The organism is Streptomyces sp. NPDC002835 (assembly GCF_053591995.1).
This window is the reverse complement of sequence record NZ_JBSFUW010000001.1, coordinates 389233-404560: the sequence shown is the minus strand read 5'-3', so window position 1 is coordinate 404560 and position 15328 is coordinate 389233. Positions and strand designations below refer to the sequence as shown.

The 15328-nt window shown below is 71.9% G+C and carries 13 protein-coding genes; 3 read left to right on the top strand and 10 right to left on the bottom strand.

The annotated features are described in order from the left end of the window. Positions 1 to 143: 143 nt before the first annotated feature. The gene (locus ACWD01_RS01785; RefSeq protein ID WP_451156985.1) at positions 144 to 1343 is read right to left on the bottom strand and encodes a helix-turn-helix domain-containing protein; all 1200 of its coding nucleotides are present in this window, start codon (positions 1341 to 1343) and stop codon (positions 144 to 146) included. Between the two features lie 388 nt (positions 1344 to 1731). Beyond that, entirely contained in the window at positions 1732 to 2130 is a 399-nt protein-coding gene (locus ACWD01_RS01780; protein ID WP_451156983.1) for a hypothetical protein, read from the bottom strand. Between the two features lie 348 nt (positions 2131 to 2478). Between ACWD01_RS01780 and ACWD01_RS01775 the strand changes: the two genes are divergently transcribed. Next, positions 2479 to 3000, top strand: coding sequence for a universal stress protein (locus tag ACWD01_RS01775; RefSeq protein WP_356889566.1), 522 nt, complete (start codon positions 2479 to 2481; stop codon positions 2998 to 3000). A gap of 183 nt (positions 3001 to 3183) precedes the next feature. Further along, positions 3184 to 3759: an acetate uptake transporter gene (locus ACWD01_RS01770; protein ID WP_451156981.1), complete on the top strand. Its 576-nt coding sequence runs from the start codon at positions 3184 to 3186 to the stop codon at positions 3757 to 3759. Between the two features lie 393 nt (positions 3760 to 4152). Here the strand turns inward: ACWD01_RS01770 and glmS are convergent, their stop codons facing one another. The 3 genes from glmS to ACWD01_RS01755 all read right to left on the bottom strand — a co-directional run bounded on the left by glmS (position 4153) and on the right by ACWD01_RS01755 (position 7290). Further along, a complete protein-coding gene (gene glmS / locus ACWD01_RS01765) occupies positions 4153 to 5970 on the bottom strand; it encodes a glutamine--fructose-6-phosphate transaminase (isomerizing) (protein WP_451156979.1) in 1818 nt (605 codons plus the stop codon). Positions 5971 to 6020: 50 nt separating this feature from the next. Beyond that, positions 6021 to 6287 (bottom strand): hypothetical protein, encoded by a 267-nt coding sequence (locus ACWD01_RS01760; RefSeq protein ID WP_264243534.1) that lies wholly within the window; start codon positions 6285 to 6287, stop codon positions 6021 to 6023. Positions 6288 to 6375: 88 nt separating this feature from the next. Continuing rightward, positions 6376 to 7290: a DUF4429 domain-containing protein gene (locus ACWD01_RS01755; RefSeq protein ID WP_451156978.1), complete on the bottom strand. Its 915-nt coding sequence runs from the start codon at positions 7288 to 7290 to the stop codon at positions 6376 to 6378. Positions 7291 to 7422: 132 nt separating this feature from the next. On the opposite strand from ACWD01_RS01755, the gene ACWD01_RS01750 reads away from it, so the two are divergent. Beyond that, positions 7423 to 9042, top strand: a complete 1620-nt coding sequence (locus ACWD01_RS01750) for a beta-N-acetylhexosaminidase (protein WP_451156976.1) — start codon at positions 7423 to 7425, stop codon at positions 9040 to 9042. Between the two features lie 72 nt (positions 9043 to 9114). Here ACWD01_RS01750 and ACWD01_RS01745 read toward each other — a convergent pair whose 3' ends face one another. The 5 genes from ACWD01_RS01745 to ACWD01_RS01725 form a co-directional block, all read right to left on the bottom strand. Next, on the bottom strand, positions 9115 to 9960 hold the full coding sequence (locus tag ACWD01_RS01745; RefSeq protein WP_451156975.1) for a siderophore-interacting protein: 846 nt from the start codon (positions 9958 to 9960) through the stop codon (positions 9115 to 9117). A 2-nt stretch (positions 9961 to 9962) separates the two neighbouring features. Further along, positions 9963 to 10997 (bottom strand): ABC transporter substrate-binding protein, encoded by a 1035-nt coding sequence (locus tag ACWD01_RS01740; RefSeq protein ID WP_451156973.1) that lies wholly within the window; start codon positions 10995 to 10997, stop codon positions 9963 to 9965. Positions 10998 to 11173: 176 nt separating this feature from the next. Continuing rightward, positions 11174 to 12334, bottom strand: a complete 1161-nt coding sequence (locus ACWD01_RS01735; protein WP_451156972.1) for an acyl-CoA dehydrogenase family protein — start codon at positions 12332 to 12334, stop codon at positions 11174 to 11176. A 6-nt stretch (positions 12335 to 12340) separates the two neighbouring features. After that, positions 12341 to 13285 carry a hydroxymethylglutaryl-CoA lyase gene (locus tag ACWD01_RS01730; protein ID WP_451156970.1) on the bottom strand — a complete coding sequence of 315 codons (945 nt, stop codon included), beginning with the start codon at positions 13283 to 13285 and terminating at the stop codon, positions 12341 to 12343. After that, positions 13282 to 15318, bottom strand: a complete 2037-nt coding sequence (locus tag ACWD01_RS01725; RefSeq protein ID WP_451157365.1) for an acetyl/propionyl/methylcrotonyl-CoA carboxylase subunit alpha — start codon at positions 15316 to 15318, stop codon at positions 13282 to 13284. The genes ACWD01_RS01730 and ACWD01_RS01725 overlap by 4 nt, the downstream gene beginning before the upstream one ends. Positions 15319 to 15328: the final 10 nt, after the last annotated feature.

The following is a 15328-nucleotide window of genomic DNA, read 5'->3' as shown; positions in this document are numbered from 1 at the left end:
GTCCTACCTTACGGGGGTGTCGGTGCCGCGTTCCCGGCGTTGTGCGGCCCGGCCCGTGAACGCCGCCGGCCCGGCCGGGACGCCGCCCTGTGCGAGGGGCGTCCCGGCCGGGCCGGGCCGGGTCGGGCTGTGGGCCGCGCGGCCTACGGTGCGCTGCGCGGTCCGGGCATGCTCGGGCGGCCGTGACCTGCCGCGTACGCCTCCGGGGCCGGTTTGCCCAGGTCGGCGGCCGACGCGAGGGTGGATGCCCCGGCCGGTGCGCGCCTGGCCCCGGGGCCCGCCTGCGCGGGCACCACGGCGTCCATCATCGGTGTCCGGTCCGGATCGCCCTGCGGGCGGCGGGCCCGGTACGCGGCCCGGTAGGCGGCCGGGGAGGACCCCAGCTGCCGCCGGAAGTGCCCGCGCAGGGCCACCGGGGAGCGGAAGCCGCAGCGGCCCGCGACCTCGTCGACCGAGTAGTCGGAGGTCTCGAGCAGCCGCTGCGCCTGCAGCACCCGCTGGGTGATCAGCCACTGCAGCGGGGCGGATCCGGTCAGCGAGCGGAACCGCCGGTCGAAGGTGCGCCTGCTCATGTACGCACGCGCCGCCAGCGTCTCCACGTCGAACTGCTCGTGGAGGTGTTCCAGTGCCCAGGACACGACCTCTGCCAGCGGGTCGGAGCCGATTTCCTCAGGTAAAGACCTGTCGAGGTAGCGCTCCTGGCCGCCACTGCGCCGCGGTGGGACGACGAGCCTGCGGGCGAGAGCCCCGGCCGCCTCCGTGCCGTGGTCGGTGCGCACGATGTGCAGGCAGAGGTCGATGCCGGCCGCCGTCCCAGCGGACGTGAGCACATCGCCGTCGTCGACGAACAGCTCACGCGGATCCACATGGACGGACGGGTAACGCTTGGCCAGCGTCGGCGCGTACATCCAGTGGGTGGTTGCCGGGCGCCCGTCGAGCAGGCCGGCCGCGGCCAGGACGAACGCCCCGGTGCACAGGCCGACGATGCGGGCGCCCTCCTCATGGGCCCGGCGCAGCGCGTCGAGCGCCTCGGGCGGTGGCGGCGAGGTGATCGAGCGCCAGGCGGGCACCACGACGGTGCCTGCCCTGCTGATCGCCTCGAGGCCGTACGGTGTGGTCAGTTCCAGACCGCCCGTGGTTCTCAGTGGTCCGTCCTCGCCCCCGCACACCAGCAAGCGGTAGCGAGGAACTCCGGCGTCCTGACGGTCAATTCCGAACACCGAGAGCGGGATGGAACTCTCGAATATAGGGCCGCCGCTGAACAGCAGCACGGCGACGACTTCGCGTCGCCGGCGCCCGGACAGCTTCCGTGCCGTCTCCGGCGCGGCGGAGTCCTGACTCATGACGCTAAACCCCCCTCGAAGTGCGCGTCTCCCCGTTCGTTTCGGGCCTTTCGCTCCTGCACGTTTCCCCTCGGTTCTGCACGAGTCCCCCGGCCGTCGATACTCATGATCGAATCTACTGCGTCCCATGGCGTCGGTGTGACACGTTCGGGATGCCCCGCTATGTCGACATGGCAACTTGGCGCGATGCATTCGATCACGAAGCGTTCCACTCAGGGGGCCCGCAGGGAAGGGCGCGGGACGGGCATGGCCCGTCCCCGTAGGGTGCGGACGCCGTCTTCAGCCCTTTCCTCCCTGGTGACAAGGGGGTTGGCAGGCCATTTCGGCAAGGTTCGGCCTGTGTGGTGAAGTTGGCTGAAAATATACGGTGGAGCGGCACACGAAACCGTCAGCCGCCCGGCGTGCGCCTCGATCCGTGCCGTGCGCCGCGGTGCGCCCTCGGGACGGTACCGGAGTCTTGGCTTCCGGTGAGCGTCGGCTCCGGCGCCGCACGGCACCGCGCCGCGGTCCGATCGGAGTGGCGCAGCAGGACCCGGCAGGCCCCGGTGACCGCCGCGAGACCGAGCGCGGCGGCGGCCGCGCCGCCGACGGACGTCCCGTACACGACCAGCACGACGAGTACGAGCAGACAGCTGAACGCGCCCCAGCGGACGACGTCGCTCGCCGGGTCCGACGGCCGGCCCGACGGCGGCCGGGAGGGGCCGCGCCGTGAGGAGGGCGGCCGCGAGGGGGAGGGGCCGGCGGCGCGGCGGGGCGAGCGGGCGGGGCGGGGCGGTCGTGCGGGCACGGGAGCTCCTGGGTGCGGCGGGGAGGGAGGCGGAGGGGGTGACGGGACGGCAGGGCGGCGGGCGGTGCGGCGGGGGTGGCTCAGTGGGCAACGAGGACCGCGGTCATCCGGTCACCGGGCGGCGCGCAGACGGCTGTAGTGACCAAGCGGCATTGCGATCCCGGGCGCGCTCGGGCATGCTCCCTGGAACGTCGCGCATGGGGGCAGCGGGCCCTGGGCAGGAGAGGAGTGTCGCCGTACCCTTGGGGTATGGGGTTGGGAAGATGATTCCCGGACACAGCTCCGCCGCTCCACCGACGCACCCCCCAGTCGATTCCTCCGAAGAGGACCTCCTTCGCCGAGACACCGATGGCCGGTCACGAAATCCCCGAACCCGCGGACCGCAAGCAGGTAGCCGATCCTCTGTCGGACCTGCGGGCGGCGGAAGAAGCACGCCATTCATGCGATCCCGCCTTCCGGCACGGAGTCGTCGTCGGTTTCGACGGCTCCACCTCCAGTGAGCGGGCGCTCGCCTACGCCATCGGCATGGCGCGCCGGAACGGGTCCGGGCTGATCATCGTCCACGTGGCCAACCGGCTGCCGACCACCGTCTGGGCCGGCTGCGAGCCGCCCGTCTTCGTGGATGTGCCCGACCACCGCACCGAGGTCCTCGGGCTGGAGCTGGCCTGCGCGGACTACCTCGCGGAGGTGCCCTGGATCCTGGTCGAGCGCGGCGGCGACATCTGTCATGAACTGGAAGAGGTCGGCCGTGAGTACTCGGCCGACGCGATCGTGGTCGGCTCCACGCACGGGATCGTGGGCCGGCTCTTCGGCTCGGTCGCGGGGCGGCTCGCGAAGCGCGCGCAGCGCCCGGTGGTCGTCATCCCGTAGCCGGGGCCGTCGCCTTCCGGCTGAGGTCGCGTCAACTTCCTGCGCGGCTCCCCGACTTCCTCTCGACTCCGCGGAACCTACCCATCCGTAGCAGGTGGATTGTGCGCTTGTGAAGGGTACATACCGGTCCTGGGAACAGCAGCACTTGCAGCACAACTGCACAGGACAGGAAGGGAGCCCGCCGTGGACAACGACGTCTCTGCGGGAAGCGCTGGTTCTACTTCGACTCTCGGCCGTCTCGCCCTCGGACTGACCCTGTTGGCGTTCGGCGTCGGCAACACCGGCGTGATCGACAACGTGACCGCGGCCGACACGGCCGCGCTCGCCACCTGGGTCGGCGGCGTGGCGCTCTTCGTCGTCGGACTGCTCGAGTTCCGCGCCGGGAACGGCGGTTCCGGCACGGCGTTCGCCGGTCTGGGCGCGTTCTGGTTCACCTGGGGCACCGCCGTCGGCGCGGAGACCTCGGCCGAGGCGGCGGGCCTCTTCATGCTCCTGTGGGCGCTGCTCGCCCTGACCCTGACCGCCGCGGCCTCCGGCAGCGGCGTGCTGGACCAGGGTGTGTACGGGCTGCTGACCCTCGCCCTGCTGCTGGGCGGCATAGCCGCCTTCGCGGGCAACGAGGGGCTGGCCAAGGCCGGTGGCTGGGTCGGCGCGGTGGCGGGCCTGGTGGCCTGGTACGGCGCGACGGCCGCGCTCGCCAAGTGGCCCACCTTCACCGGACGCGCTGCCGGCCGCCGGGGAGTGACGGCCACCGGCTGAGGCACGCGGCCTCACTGCAGCATGACGGGCCGGTGCTTCGGGGTCTCGCACCGGCCCCCTATCTTCCGGGCTCGGTTCTCCCTCTGGCTTCGCCGGGGGGACCCCCACCGGGCGCTCTGTGCGTGTGTCGACGGTCGACCGTGCTTGATCCTCCCCCAGACTCCGTCCGGGAGGTGCCCCCACGTTCCTCGGGATCTCCGCGCGTCCTCCCTTTCGCTGTATCCACAGCGGCCTCCGGCCGCGGGCCGCGCACCCCTTCGGCTCACTCGCCATGAGTCCAGCGGGATGAGTCCAGTGGGCCGGCGGGGTCGTCCTGTTCGACGCCCGCGCGGAAAGAGACGCCCCCTGTGCGCGGCCGGCCGCACACAGGGGGCGTCTTCCTGCGGAGTCGTTCTACTCGACCGTGACCGACTTCGCGAGGTTGCGCGGCTTGTCGATGTCCCGGCCGAGGGCCAACGCCGTGTGGTAGGCCAGCAGTTGGAGCGGGATGCCCATCAGGATCGGGTCCAGCTCATCCTCGTTCTTCGGCACCACGATGGTGTGGTCGGCCTTCTCCTGCTCGCTGTGGGCGACCGCGAGGATCCGGCCGCTGCGGGCCTTGATCTCCTCCAGCGCCGCCCGGTTCTTCTCCAGCAGCTCGTCGTCCGGCACGATCGCGACGGTCGGCAGCGCGGGCTCGATCAGCGCGAGCGGGCCGTGCTTGAGCTCGGACGCCGGGTAGGCCTCCGCGTGGATGTAGGAGATCTCCTTGAGCTTCAAGGACGCCTCCAGAGCCACCGGGTAGCCTCGCACCCGGCCGATGAACATCATCGACTTGGCGTCCGCGTACTGCTCGGCCAGCTTCTTGATCTCGCCCTCGGTCTCGAGGATCTCGCTGATCTGGGCGGGCAGCCTGCGCAGACCGTCGATGATCCGGCGGCCCTCGGAGACCGACAGGTCGCGGATGCGGCCCAGGTGCAGGGCGATCAGCGCGAAGGCGACGACCGTGTTGGTGAAGCACTTGGTGGAGACGACGCAGACCTCGGGGCCGGCGTGGACGTACGTGCCGCCGTCCGCCTCGCGGGCGATCGCCGAACCGACGACGTTGACGACGCCGAGCACCCGGCCGCCCTTGCGCTTCAGCTCCTGGACGGCCGCGAGGACGTCGTAGGTCTCGCCGGACTGGGAGACGGCGATGTAGAGGGTGTCGGGGTCCACGACCGGGTTGCGGTAGCGGAACTCGGACGCCGGCTCCGCGTCGGCCGGGATACGGGCGAGGGACTCGATGAGCCCGGCGCCGATCAGACCGGCGTGGTAGGAGGTGCCGCAGCCGAGGATCTTCACGCGGCGGATGGAGCGCGCCTCGCGGGCGTCCAGGTTCAGACCGCCCAGGTGCACGGTGTTGAACCGGTCGTCGATCCGGCCGCGCAGCACGCGGTCGACCGCGTCGGGCTGCTCGGAGATCTCCTTGTGCATGTACGTGTCGTGGCCGCCCATGTTGTACGACTCGGCCTCCCACTCCACGGTGGTCGGCGTGGCCGTCGTGCGCGATCCCTCGGTGGTGTACGTACGGAAGTCGTCGGCCTTGAGGGTGGCCATCTCGCCGTCGTCGAGCGTGACGACCTGGCGGGTGTGGGCGACGAGGGCGGCGACGTCGGAGGCGACGAACATCTCCTTCTCGCCGATGCCGAGGACGACCGGGGAGCCGTTGCGGGCGACCACGATGCGGTCGGGGAAGTCGGCGTGCATGACGGCGATGCCGTACGTGCCGTCGATCAGCTTCAGCGCCTCGCGGACCTTCTCCTCGAGGGTGTCGGCCTGGGCGCGCGCGATCAGGTGTGTGAGCACCTCGGTGTCGGTCTCCGAGGCGAAGACGACGCCGTCGGCCTCGAGCTTGGCGCGCACCTCGGTGGCGTTGTCGATGATGCCGTTGTGCACGACGGCGACCTGGTTGTCGGCCGACAGGTGCGGGTGGGCGTTCTCGTCGCTCGGGGCGCCGTGGGTGGCCCAGCGGGTGTGCGCGATGCCGGTGGTGCCGGCGAAGCGCTTCGGGACGCGGGCCTCGAGGTCGCGGACGCGGCCCTTGGCCTTGACCATCTTCAGCCCGGCGGACCGGGGGCTGTTGATCACCACGCCCGCGGAGTCGTAGCCCCGGTACTCCAGCCGCTGCAGGCCCTCCAGCAGCAGCGGAGCCACATCACGCCTGCCGATGTATCCGACGATTCCGCACATACGGTTTCTGCCCCTCCATAGTTCTGGGTGTGCCCGGCCCGACAGGCTGTTCAGCCGTAGACGATGCGGCGCAGCTGGCGGAGCGAGAGCTCCGGCGGCGCCACGGCGCGGTGCGGCAGTTCGGCCGCGATCCGCTCGAAGATCGCGGAGTTCACGGCGCCGCCGGACTGCAGTTCGCGGTGGCGGCGGCGGACGAACTCCTCGGTCGTCTCGTCGAAGTACGCCAGCACGTCGAGGATCACCCGGGCGGCCTCCCCGCGCTGGAGCGCGGTGCTGCGCACCAGGTGGTCGATGAGGTCGTCGTGCGACGTGCGCACTGACTGGCGAGGTTCGAGCACCCGTCGATATTGGAGGGTGGGAGCTGTTGCCTGCAAGAATCCTGCCCGTTATCGGGCAGGAGATAGCTCACATTCGTCTGAGGACGGCCTGCTTCGCGGTGCTGAACTCGTCCTCGGTCAGTATCCCGGCCTGATGCAGCTCGCCCAGTTCACGCAGTCGCCGCAGCAGCACATCGTGATCGTCCGCCGCGCCGGAACCGCCGGAACCGCCCGGCTCGAGAGAACCGGCGGTCTCGTGGGCCGCTGCCGTGAGCGCCGGCGCCGGCCGCGCCGCGTCGGCCGCGTACGGGTGCGGCATACGCGCCACGACCGCCGCCGCGACCAGCGCCATGAGGGGATCCTTGCGGAAGCCCCACAGCTCCACCGCGTGCGGATCGTGCTTGGGCGGCGTCCGGACCGGCTCCGGGGTGACCCGGAAGCGCAGATAGCCGTTCTCCAGTCCTGCGGCGGGCAGCCACTCCACCGCGCGGACGTCGTCGAGCGCCAGCGTGCGCGGGCCGCCGGACTGCTTCGACTCCTCCGTCTTCCAGTTCCACTCCAGGCGGATCCGCTCGCCGTCGAACGCGACCGTCCCGTCGCCCGCGCCGACCGTGATCGGCAGCGGCGGCCCCGGCAGCGCGTAGGCGTCCAGCGGGCCCGACTCCACCTGGTCCAGCAGCAGCGCCCGGCGGACCTCGTCGACGAAGTACTCGGCGACCCCGGTGCGCCCCGGCTCCACGCTCAGCCGGTACGGGTCCCAGGCGTCCTCCAGCCTGCCGGCGGTGATCTGGAGCAGCGGGTCCGCGCCGTCACGCAGTCGCAGCCGCAGCCGGCCCGCCTTCTTGCCGGGTTCGAACGAGATCCCGGCCAACGCCCTCAGCGGCACCGCGACTTCCCCGAGCGCGCGGCGCAGTGCGCTCACGCTCTTGTCGCTGCCCGGCACGATGCGCACCGTGTCCCCGTCGAACGTCCAGGTCCCGTCCTTCTGGATGATTTCCGCCATGAGGGGATTCTTTCACCGGCGGAACGAGTAAGTGGTCTACACCTTGACCGCAGTTGAGGCGCACGGTACGCATGGTGACAGTCCGGTTGCTCTGCGCACAGACGAGACACCCCGTCGAAGGGACCCCAGCCTGTGAGTCAGCCCCGACCGATTCCCCGACTGCTCGGTTCGCTCCTGCTCGTCACGGTGGCAGCCCTCTCCGGCTCCGTCCCCGCGGCCGCCGCCTCCGGCGCGGAACGCGCCCCGGCCGTCCGGCCGCTCGGCCAGATCGTCCCCGCCCCCGCCTCCGTCAGCCCCGGCGGCGCGCCCTACACCCTGACCGCCGCCACCCGCATCCGCACCGACGCCTCGCCGGAGGCGCGGGCCGTCGGCGAACGTCTCGCCGAGGTGCTGCGCCCGTCGACGGGCTACGCCCTGCCTGTCACCACCGAGCCGGCGGCGCGCTCCATCAGGCTCCGGCTGGCGGCGGAGGAGAGCGGCCTGGGGGAGGAGGGCTACCGGCTCCGCTCGGCGCCCAGCGGTGTCACCGTCACCGCCCACCGGCCCGCCGGTCTCTTCCACGGCGTGCAGACACTCCGTCAGCTGCTGCCCGCCTCCGTCGAGTCGGACACCCGGCAGACCGGCCCCTGGCAGATCGCGGGCGGCACCATCACCGACAGCCCCCGCTACGCCCACCGGGGCGCCATGCTCGACGTGTCACGGCACTTCCTCACGGTCGGCCAGGTCAAGCGCTACATCGACCATCTGGCCCTGTACAAGATCAACACGCTGCATCTGCATCTCTCCGACGACCAGGGCTGGCGCCTGGCGATCGACTCCTGGCCGCGGCTGGCCACGTACGGCGGCTCCACCGAGGTCGGCGGCGGCCCCGGCGGCCACTACACGAAGGCCCAGTACCGGGAGATCGTCCGCTACGCCGCCTCGCGCCATCTGGAGGTCGTGCCGGAGATCGACATGCCCGGCCACACCAACGCCGCCCTCGCCTCGTACGCCGAACTGAACTGCGACGGCGTCGCCCCGCCCCTCTACACCGGCACGGCCGTCGGCTTCAGCTCGCTGTGCGTGGACAAGGAGCTCACGTACGACTTCGCGGACGACGTGATCCGCGAGCTGGCCGCGCTCACCCCCGGCCGGTACATCCACATCGGCGGCGACGAGGCGCACTCGACCAGCCATGAGGACTATGTGGCGTTCATGAACCGGGTGCAGCCGATCGTCGCCAAGTACGGCAAGACCGTCATCGGCTGGCACCAGCTCACCGGCGCGACCCCGCAGCGGGGCGCGCTCGCCCAGTACTGGGGCCTCGACGGCACCCGGCAGGCCGAGAAGGAGCAGGTGGCACAGGCGGCCAGGAACGGCACCGGGCTGATCCTCTCGCCGGCCGACCGGGTCTACCTCGACATGAAGTACGACAAGAACACCAAGCTGGGCCTCGCCTGGGCCGGTTACGTCGATGTGCGGCGCTCCTACGACTGGGACCCGGCGACCTATCTGCCGGGCGCGCCCGCGAGCGCGATCAAGGGCGTCGAGGCGCCGCTGTGGACGGAGACCATCTCGAGCGACGCGCACATCGACCAGATGGCGTTCCCGCGGCTGCCCGGCGTCGCCGAGCTCGGATGGTCGCCGGCGGCCACGCACGACTGGGACGCCTACAAGGTGCGGCTCGCGGCGCAGGGGCCGCGGCTGTCGGCGCTCGGGATCGACCACTACCGCTCGCCGCAGGTGCCGTGGCCGGCGGAGCAGGTGCGGTAGCCCGCTCCAGGAAATTGACGCGTGCCGCCCCGGGGACCGTCCCAGGGCGGCACGCGCTCGTCTCGGGGTCCGTCACCGCTCGGCCTCCTCGCGCAGTCCGTCCTCGCTCAGCCCGCGCTTCCAGTAGCCGACGAACGTGACCCGGCGCCGGTCGAACCCGCGGTCGTTCACCAGATGGCGCCGCAGGGCCTTGACGCTCCCCGACTCCCCAGCGATCCACGCGTACGGGACGCCCCCGGGCAGTTCGGCGGCGGCGACGGCTGCCACGGCCGGCGGCGCGCCCTGGTCGCGGACGAGCCAGGTGATCTCGGCGTCCGCGTCGGTCCTCAGCGGCAGCCGGTCGCCGGAGCACGGCACCTCGATCCAGACCCTGGCCTGCTGGCCGGGCGGCAGCCACCCCAGGATCGCCGCGGCGGCGGGCAGCGCCGTCTCGTCCGCCCAGATCAGCACCCAGTCGGTGTCCTCGGGCGGCCGGCAGCGCACCCCGGTGTTGTCGGCGACGGCCGGTCCGAGCACCGTCACCCGGTGCCCCGGCTCCGCGGCCGGCGCCCAGCGGCAGGCCGGACCGCCGTCCTCGTGGACGGCGAAGTCGATGTCCACCTCGCCCGCCTCCGGCCGCTGCTCCCGCACCGTGTACGAGCGCATCACCGCCCGCACGTCCTCGGGCAGCGCCCGGTAGGCGCCGAGCACCGCGTACAGGTCGCCCGCGTCGACGGGGACGACGGGTGCGTCCTGGCCCGGGTGCGGCAGGAACAGTGACAGCGACTGGTCGCGGCCGCCGGACGTGAAGTCCCGCAGGCCGGCGCGGTCCTCGGCGCCCGTGAAGGTGACCCGGACCAGCGACGGGCCGAGCCGCCGCGTCCGTGCCACCCGGAGGCCGAAGAAGCGGAACGGGGCGGGCTCTGCCGCGCTCGCCATCGTCAGGAGACCTTCTTCGCGTTCTCGATGGCCTCGGCGAGATCCTCCAGGATCGGCGCGCACTTGTCGTACGAGTAGATCGGCTCGGTGACGCGCGGGACGACCTGACCGGCCTTCACGGCGGGCAGCCCGGCCCACGTGGGCTTGGCCTTGAGGGTGTCGGGCTGGAGGGTGCCGGTGCGGTTGTCCAGCATGATGACGTCGGCGTCGTACTTGCCGGCGTTCTCCCAGCTCAGCTCCTCGAAGAAGCCCTGGGCGTTCGCCTTGGGCTCGACGAACCTCACGCCGAGCTCCTGGAAGTAGAGCGTGTCCGCGGACATCTTGGGCACGGAGACATAGAAGAGGTCCTGGCTGCCGGAGCCGATGAGGACCTTCACGTCCGGCTTGGACTTGGCCGCCCGGCGCAGCCGCTCCGCGGCCTTCTCGAAGCGGGCCTTGGCGTCCGTGACCTTCTTGGCCTTCAGGTCGGCGCCCAGCGCGCCGGCGAGGTCCGCGCGGCGCTGGAGGGCGCCCGGCATGTTGATCCGGCCCGCCCAGAGGGCGACGCTCGGGGCCAGGCCCAGGATCTTGTCCTTGGACTGGTCCGGCACGTACCAGAGGGCGTCCTTCTCCCACATGTCCGTCACCAGGAGCTCCGGCGCGAGCGCCGCGTACTTCTCGACGTTGAACTCGCCCCAGACGTTGCCCAGGATCTCCAGCTTGGTGACGTCCATGTCGCCGGCCTGGACATCGGCCTTGCCGTCGGCCGTCTTCGTCGGGCCGAACACGCCCGCGACCTCGATGCCGTAGTCGTACAGGGCGGCTGCGGCGCCGGTGAAGGCGACGATGTTCTTCGGGGTGGACTTCGCCTCTGCCGTCGTGCCGCGGTCGTCCTTGAAGGACCAGGGGCCGGACTCCGCGGCGGACTTGGCCGAGGTGCCCTTCGTGCCGTCCTTCTTCTCCTGGCCGCAGGCAGCGAGCGCCACGCCGAGCCCGAGGGCGCCGCCGGCCGTGAGCAGGCCGCGTCGAGTGAGATGGGATGCTCGGGCGTTGGGCATGGTGAGTCCGCTTTCGTACGTGCCGCACAGGCCACTGGCAAGGTCGAAGATAGGTTAGCCTAACCTTACGAGCTGTCCAGTGGGGGCGGCGGAAGCGGCCCGGCAGCGCACGCGGCCTTGAACGCGCGACGGCGCGCGACCCCCTGCCGGGATGCCGCGCGCCGTTCGCTGCCCGATCAGTTGGGGAGGCCCAACTCCCTTGCGATCAGCATCCGCTGGACCTCGCTCGTGCCCTCGCCGATCTCCAGGATCTTGGAGTCGCGCCACATGCGGGCCACCGGATACTCGTTCATGAAGCCGTAGCCGCCGTGGATCTGGGTCGCCTCGCGGGCGTTGTCCACCGCGACCGTCGACGAGTACAGCTTGGCGATGGCCGCCTCCTTCTTGAAGGGCTCGCCGGCCACCAGCCGTGACGCCGCGTCACGCCAGCCGACGCGCGCCATGTGGGCCTTCATCTCCATGTCGGCGATCTTGAACTGGATCGCCTGGTTCGCCCCGATGGGCCTGCCGAACGCGTGCCGCTCGTGGGCGTACTTCACGGACTCGTCCACACAGCCCTGCGCCAGGCCGGTCGCCAGCGCCGATATGGCGACGCGGCCCTCGTCGAGGATGCGCAGGAACTGCGCGTACCCGCGGCCCTCCTCGCCCAGCAGGTTGGCGGCCGGGACCCGGACGTCCGCGAAGGACAGCTCACGGGTGTCGGAGGCGTTCCAACCGACCTTGGAGTAGGGGGCGGCGACCGTGAAGCCCGGTGTGCCGGAGGGGACGATGATGGCCGAGATCTCCGGCCGGCCGTCCGCCTTGCGGCCGGTGACCGCGGTGACCGTCACCAGACCGGTGATGTCGGTGCCCGAGTTGGTGATGAAGCACTTGGAGCCGTTGATGACCCACTCGTCGCCGTCGCGCACGGCGGTGGTCTTCGTGCCGCCCGCGTCGGAGCCGCAGTCCGGCTCGGTCAGGCCGAAGGCACCGAGGAGCTCGCCCGAGCACAGCCGGGGCAGCCACTGCTGCTTCTGCTCCTCGGTGCCGAACAGATGGATGGGCATCGCGCCGAGCGAGACGCCCGCCTCCAGGGTGATGGCCACGGACGAGTCGACGCGGGCCAGTTCCTCCAGGGCGATGCCGAGGGCGAGATAGTCGCCGCCCATGCCGCCGTACTCCTCGGGGAACGGCAGCCCGAACAGGCCCATCCGGCCCATCTCGCGGACGATCTCGTAGGGGAACTCGTGCCGCTCGTAGAAGTCGCCGATCTTGGGGGCGACCACGTCGTGCGCGAACTGCTCGACCGTACGGCGGAGTTCCTCGTGCTCGGCGGAGAGCCGGTGGTCAAGGGACATCAGGAGTCACTCCTTGTGGGAGAGGGCGCGGACGGTACGGGAAGGGCTGGGGCGGCCCAGCTGTTCGGCCATCCACACGCTTGTGGCGGTGAGCCGGCCGAGATCGACCCCGGTTTCGATGCCGAGGCCGTGAAGCATCCAGACGAGGTCCTCGGTGGCCAGGTTCCCGGTCGCGCTCTTCGCGTACGGGCAGCCGCCGAGGCCGCCCGCGGAGGAGTCGACGACGCTCACGCCGTGCTGGAGCGCGGCGAGGGTGTTGGCGAGGGCCTGGCCGTAGGTGTCGTGGAAGTGCACCGCGAGCCGGTCGCTCCCCACGCCCGCCTCGTTCAGCGCGGTGAGCAGGGCGGCCACATGGCCGGGCGTGGCGACGCCGATCGTGTCGCCGAGACTCAGCTCGTCGCACCCGATGTCGGCGAGGCGGCGGGTCACCCGGACGACCTGCTCGACGGGGACCGGGCCCTCCCACGGGTCGCCGAAGCACATGCTGAGATAGCCGCGCACCCGCAGCCCGTGCTCGACGGCCCGGGTCACCACCGGCTCGAACATGGCGAGCGCCTCGTCCACCGTGCGGTTCAGGTTGGCCTTGGCGAACGACTCCGTGGCGCTGGCGAACACGGCCACGTCGCGGGCCCCGAGACCCAGCGCCCGGTCCAGGCCCCGGTCGTTGGGGACCAGCACGGGCAGCCGTACGCCGACGAGGTCGCTGACCAGCGGGAACAGCTTCTCGGCGTCGGCCAGTTGGGGCACCCACTTGGGGTGGACGAAGCTGGTCGCCTCGACGGTGGTCAGCCCGGCGCCGGCGAGGCGGCGGACGAACTCCGCCTTGACCTCGGTGGGCACCACCGCCTTCTCGTTCTGCAGGCCGTCGCGAGGGCCCACCTCGTGGATGCGCACCCGGGCGGGCAGGCCCTCGGCGCGCACGGCCATGGGGAGTCCTTCGGTTCCGGTCATCGCGGGGCCTCCTCTGTCGTCCCGTCCGGTACAGCCGTCCTGTCGGGCACCGTCCCGTCGGGCACAGCTGCCCCGTCCGGTGCGGCCGTCTCGTCCGGTACGACCACGGCGAGCACCTGGTCCATGGCGACGGTCGAGCCCGCGGTGACGTCGAGCTCGGTGACCGTCCCGGCGTGCGGCGCGGAGATGACGTGCTCCATCTTCATCGCCTCGACCACCAGCAGGCTCTGCCCGGCCGTCACCACGTCGCCGACGGCGACCTTGACGACGGTGACCGTGCCCGGCATCGGCGCGGCCAGGGTGTCCACGCCGGAGCGGGCGGCCCCGCTGAGCGACGCCTCGACCGGGTCGTGGTCCATGACCTGCCAGGAGTCGCCGTCCCGGCCGAGCCAGTCGCCCGCGCGGTGGAAGGTGTGGGTGACGCCGTGCATCTCCACCGAGACGGTGTGCTCCTCGACCCGGGGCGCCGTCTGCCGGTCCGCGGCGTGCGTGACGGGCTCAAGTCCCGGTACGCGCAGCGGGAAGGCGAGCGGGACCGGCCGGCCGCCCATCCGCCAGCCGTTGGGCACCGAGAACGGGTCGGTCCAGCCGCCCGTGTCCGGCGCGAGCGCCTGCGCCCTGACCGCGGCCGCCGCCTCGTACACCTCCTCCGGGACGCCGTCCGGCACCAGGGTGTCCGCCTCGCGCTCCACCAGGCCGGTGTCCAGCTCGCCGGACACCACCGCCGGATGAGCGAGCAGACGGCGCAGGAAACCCGCGTTGGTCGGGACGCCCAGCGTGACGGTGTCCGCGAGGGCGGCCCGCAGCTTGCGCAGGGCGGTCGGGCGGTCGGGGCCGTACGCGATGACCTTCGAGAGCATCGGGTCGTACAGGCTGCCGACCTCCGAGCCCTCGGTGAGGCCCGAGTCGGTGCGCACGCCGTCGCCCTGCGGCTCCTGGAGCCGCAGGACCGTGCCGCCGGACGGCAGGAAGCCGCGGGCGCCCGCTTTCAAAGACACAGTCTCGGCGCAGACACGGGCCTCGACCGCGTGCCCGGTGAGGGTGATGTCGTCCTGGGTGAAGGCCAGCGGCTCGCCGGCCGCGACCCGCAGCTGCCATTCCACCAGGTCGAGGCCCGTGACCAGCTCGGTCACCGGGTGCTCGACCTGGAGGCGGGTGTTCATCTCCATGAAGTAGTACTGCGAGGGGTCGGTGCCCGGGACGATGAACTCCACCGTGCCCGCGCCCTGGTAGCCGCAGGAGCGGGCCGCCTGCACGGCCGCCTCGCCCATCGCGGCGCGCGTCGCCTCGTCGAGCAGGACGGACGGCGCCTCCTCGATGATCTTCTGGTGGCGGCGCTGCAGCGAGCACTCGCGCTCGCCGAGGTGGACCACATTGCCGTGGCCGTCGGCCAGCACCTGGATCTCGATGTGCCGGGGGCGGTCGATCCAGCGCTCCACCAGCAGTGTGTCGTCGCCGAAGGAGGCACGGGCCTCGCGCCGGGCCGCCGCGATCTCGTCCATCAGCGCGGACTCGACGCGGGTGAGCCGCATCCCCTTGCCGCCGCCGCCCGCCGACGGCTTGAGCAGCACCGGCATGCCGATCTCCCGGGCCGCAGCGGCCAGTTCGTCGTCGCTCAGGCCGCTGCCGGAGGAGCCGGGGACGACCGGGACACCAGCCGCCTTCACGGTCTCCTTGGCGCGGATCTTGTCGCCCATGAGGGAGATCGCGGAGGCGGGCGGGCCGATGAAGACCAGCCCGGCCTCCGCGCAGGTCTGGGCGAAGCCCGCGTTCTCCGCGAGGAAGCCGTAGCCCGGGTGGACGGCCTGCGCGCCGGTGCGGGTCGCGGCGTCCAGCAGCCGGTCGATCGAGAGATAGCTCTCGGCGGCCGGCGCCGGGCCGATGCGGACGGCCGTGTCCGCCTCGCGCACATGGCGGGCGTCGGCGTCCGCGTCGCTGAAGACGGCCACGGAGCGCACGCCGAGCGACCGCAGGGTGCGGATGACCCGTACGGCGATCTCGCCCCTGTTGGCCACCAGAACGGTGTCGAACATCGTCATCGTC

Bases quoted from the DNA above. Each gene is read 5' to 3' on its own strand.
- ACWD01_RS01775 (WP_356889566.1), top strand. From the start codon at position 2,479: ATGGCCGGTCACGAAATCCCCGAACCCGCGGACCGCAAGCAGGTAGCC.
- ACWD01_RS01785 (WP_451156985.1), bottom strand. From the start codon at position 1,343: ATGAGTCAGGACTCCGCCGCGCCGGAGACGGCACGGAAGCTGTCCGGG.
- ACWD01_RS01735 (WP_451156972.1), bottom strand. From the start codon at position 12,334: ATGTCCCTTGACCACCGGCTCTCCGCCGAGCACGAGGAACTCCGCCGT.
- ACWD01_RS01745 (WP_451156975.1), bottom strand. From the start codon at position 9,960: ATGGCGAGCGCGGCAGAGCCCGCCCCGTTCCGCTTCTTCGGCCTCCGG.
- ACWD01_RS01755 (WP_451156978.1), bottom strand. From the start codon at position 7,290: ATGGCGGAAATCATCCAGAAGGACGGGACCTGGACGTTCGACGGGGAC.
- glmS (WP_451156979.1), bottom strand. From the start codon at position 5,970: ATGTGCGGAATCGTCGGATACATCGGCAGGCGTGATGTGGCTCCGCTG.
- ACWD01_RS01730 (WP_451156970.1), bottom strand. From the start codon at position 13,285: ATGACCGGAACCGAAGGACTCCCCATGGCCGTGCGCGCCGAGGGCCTG.
- ACWD01_RS01725 (WP_451157365.1), bottom strand. From the start codon at position 15,318: ATGTTCGACACCGTTCTGGTGGCCAACAGGGGCGAGATCGCCGTACGG.
- ACWD01_RS01740 (WP_451156973.1), bottom strand. From the start codon at position 10,997: ATGCCCAACGCCCGAGCATCCCATCTCACTCGACGCGGCCTGCTCACG.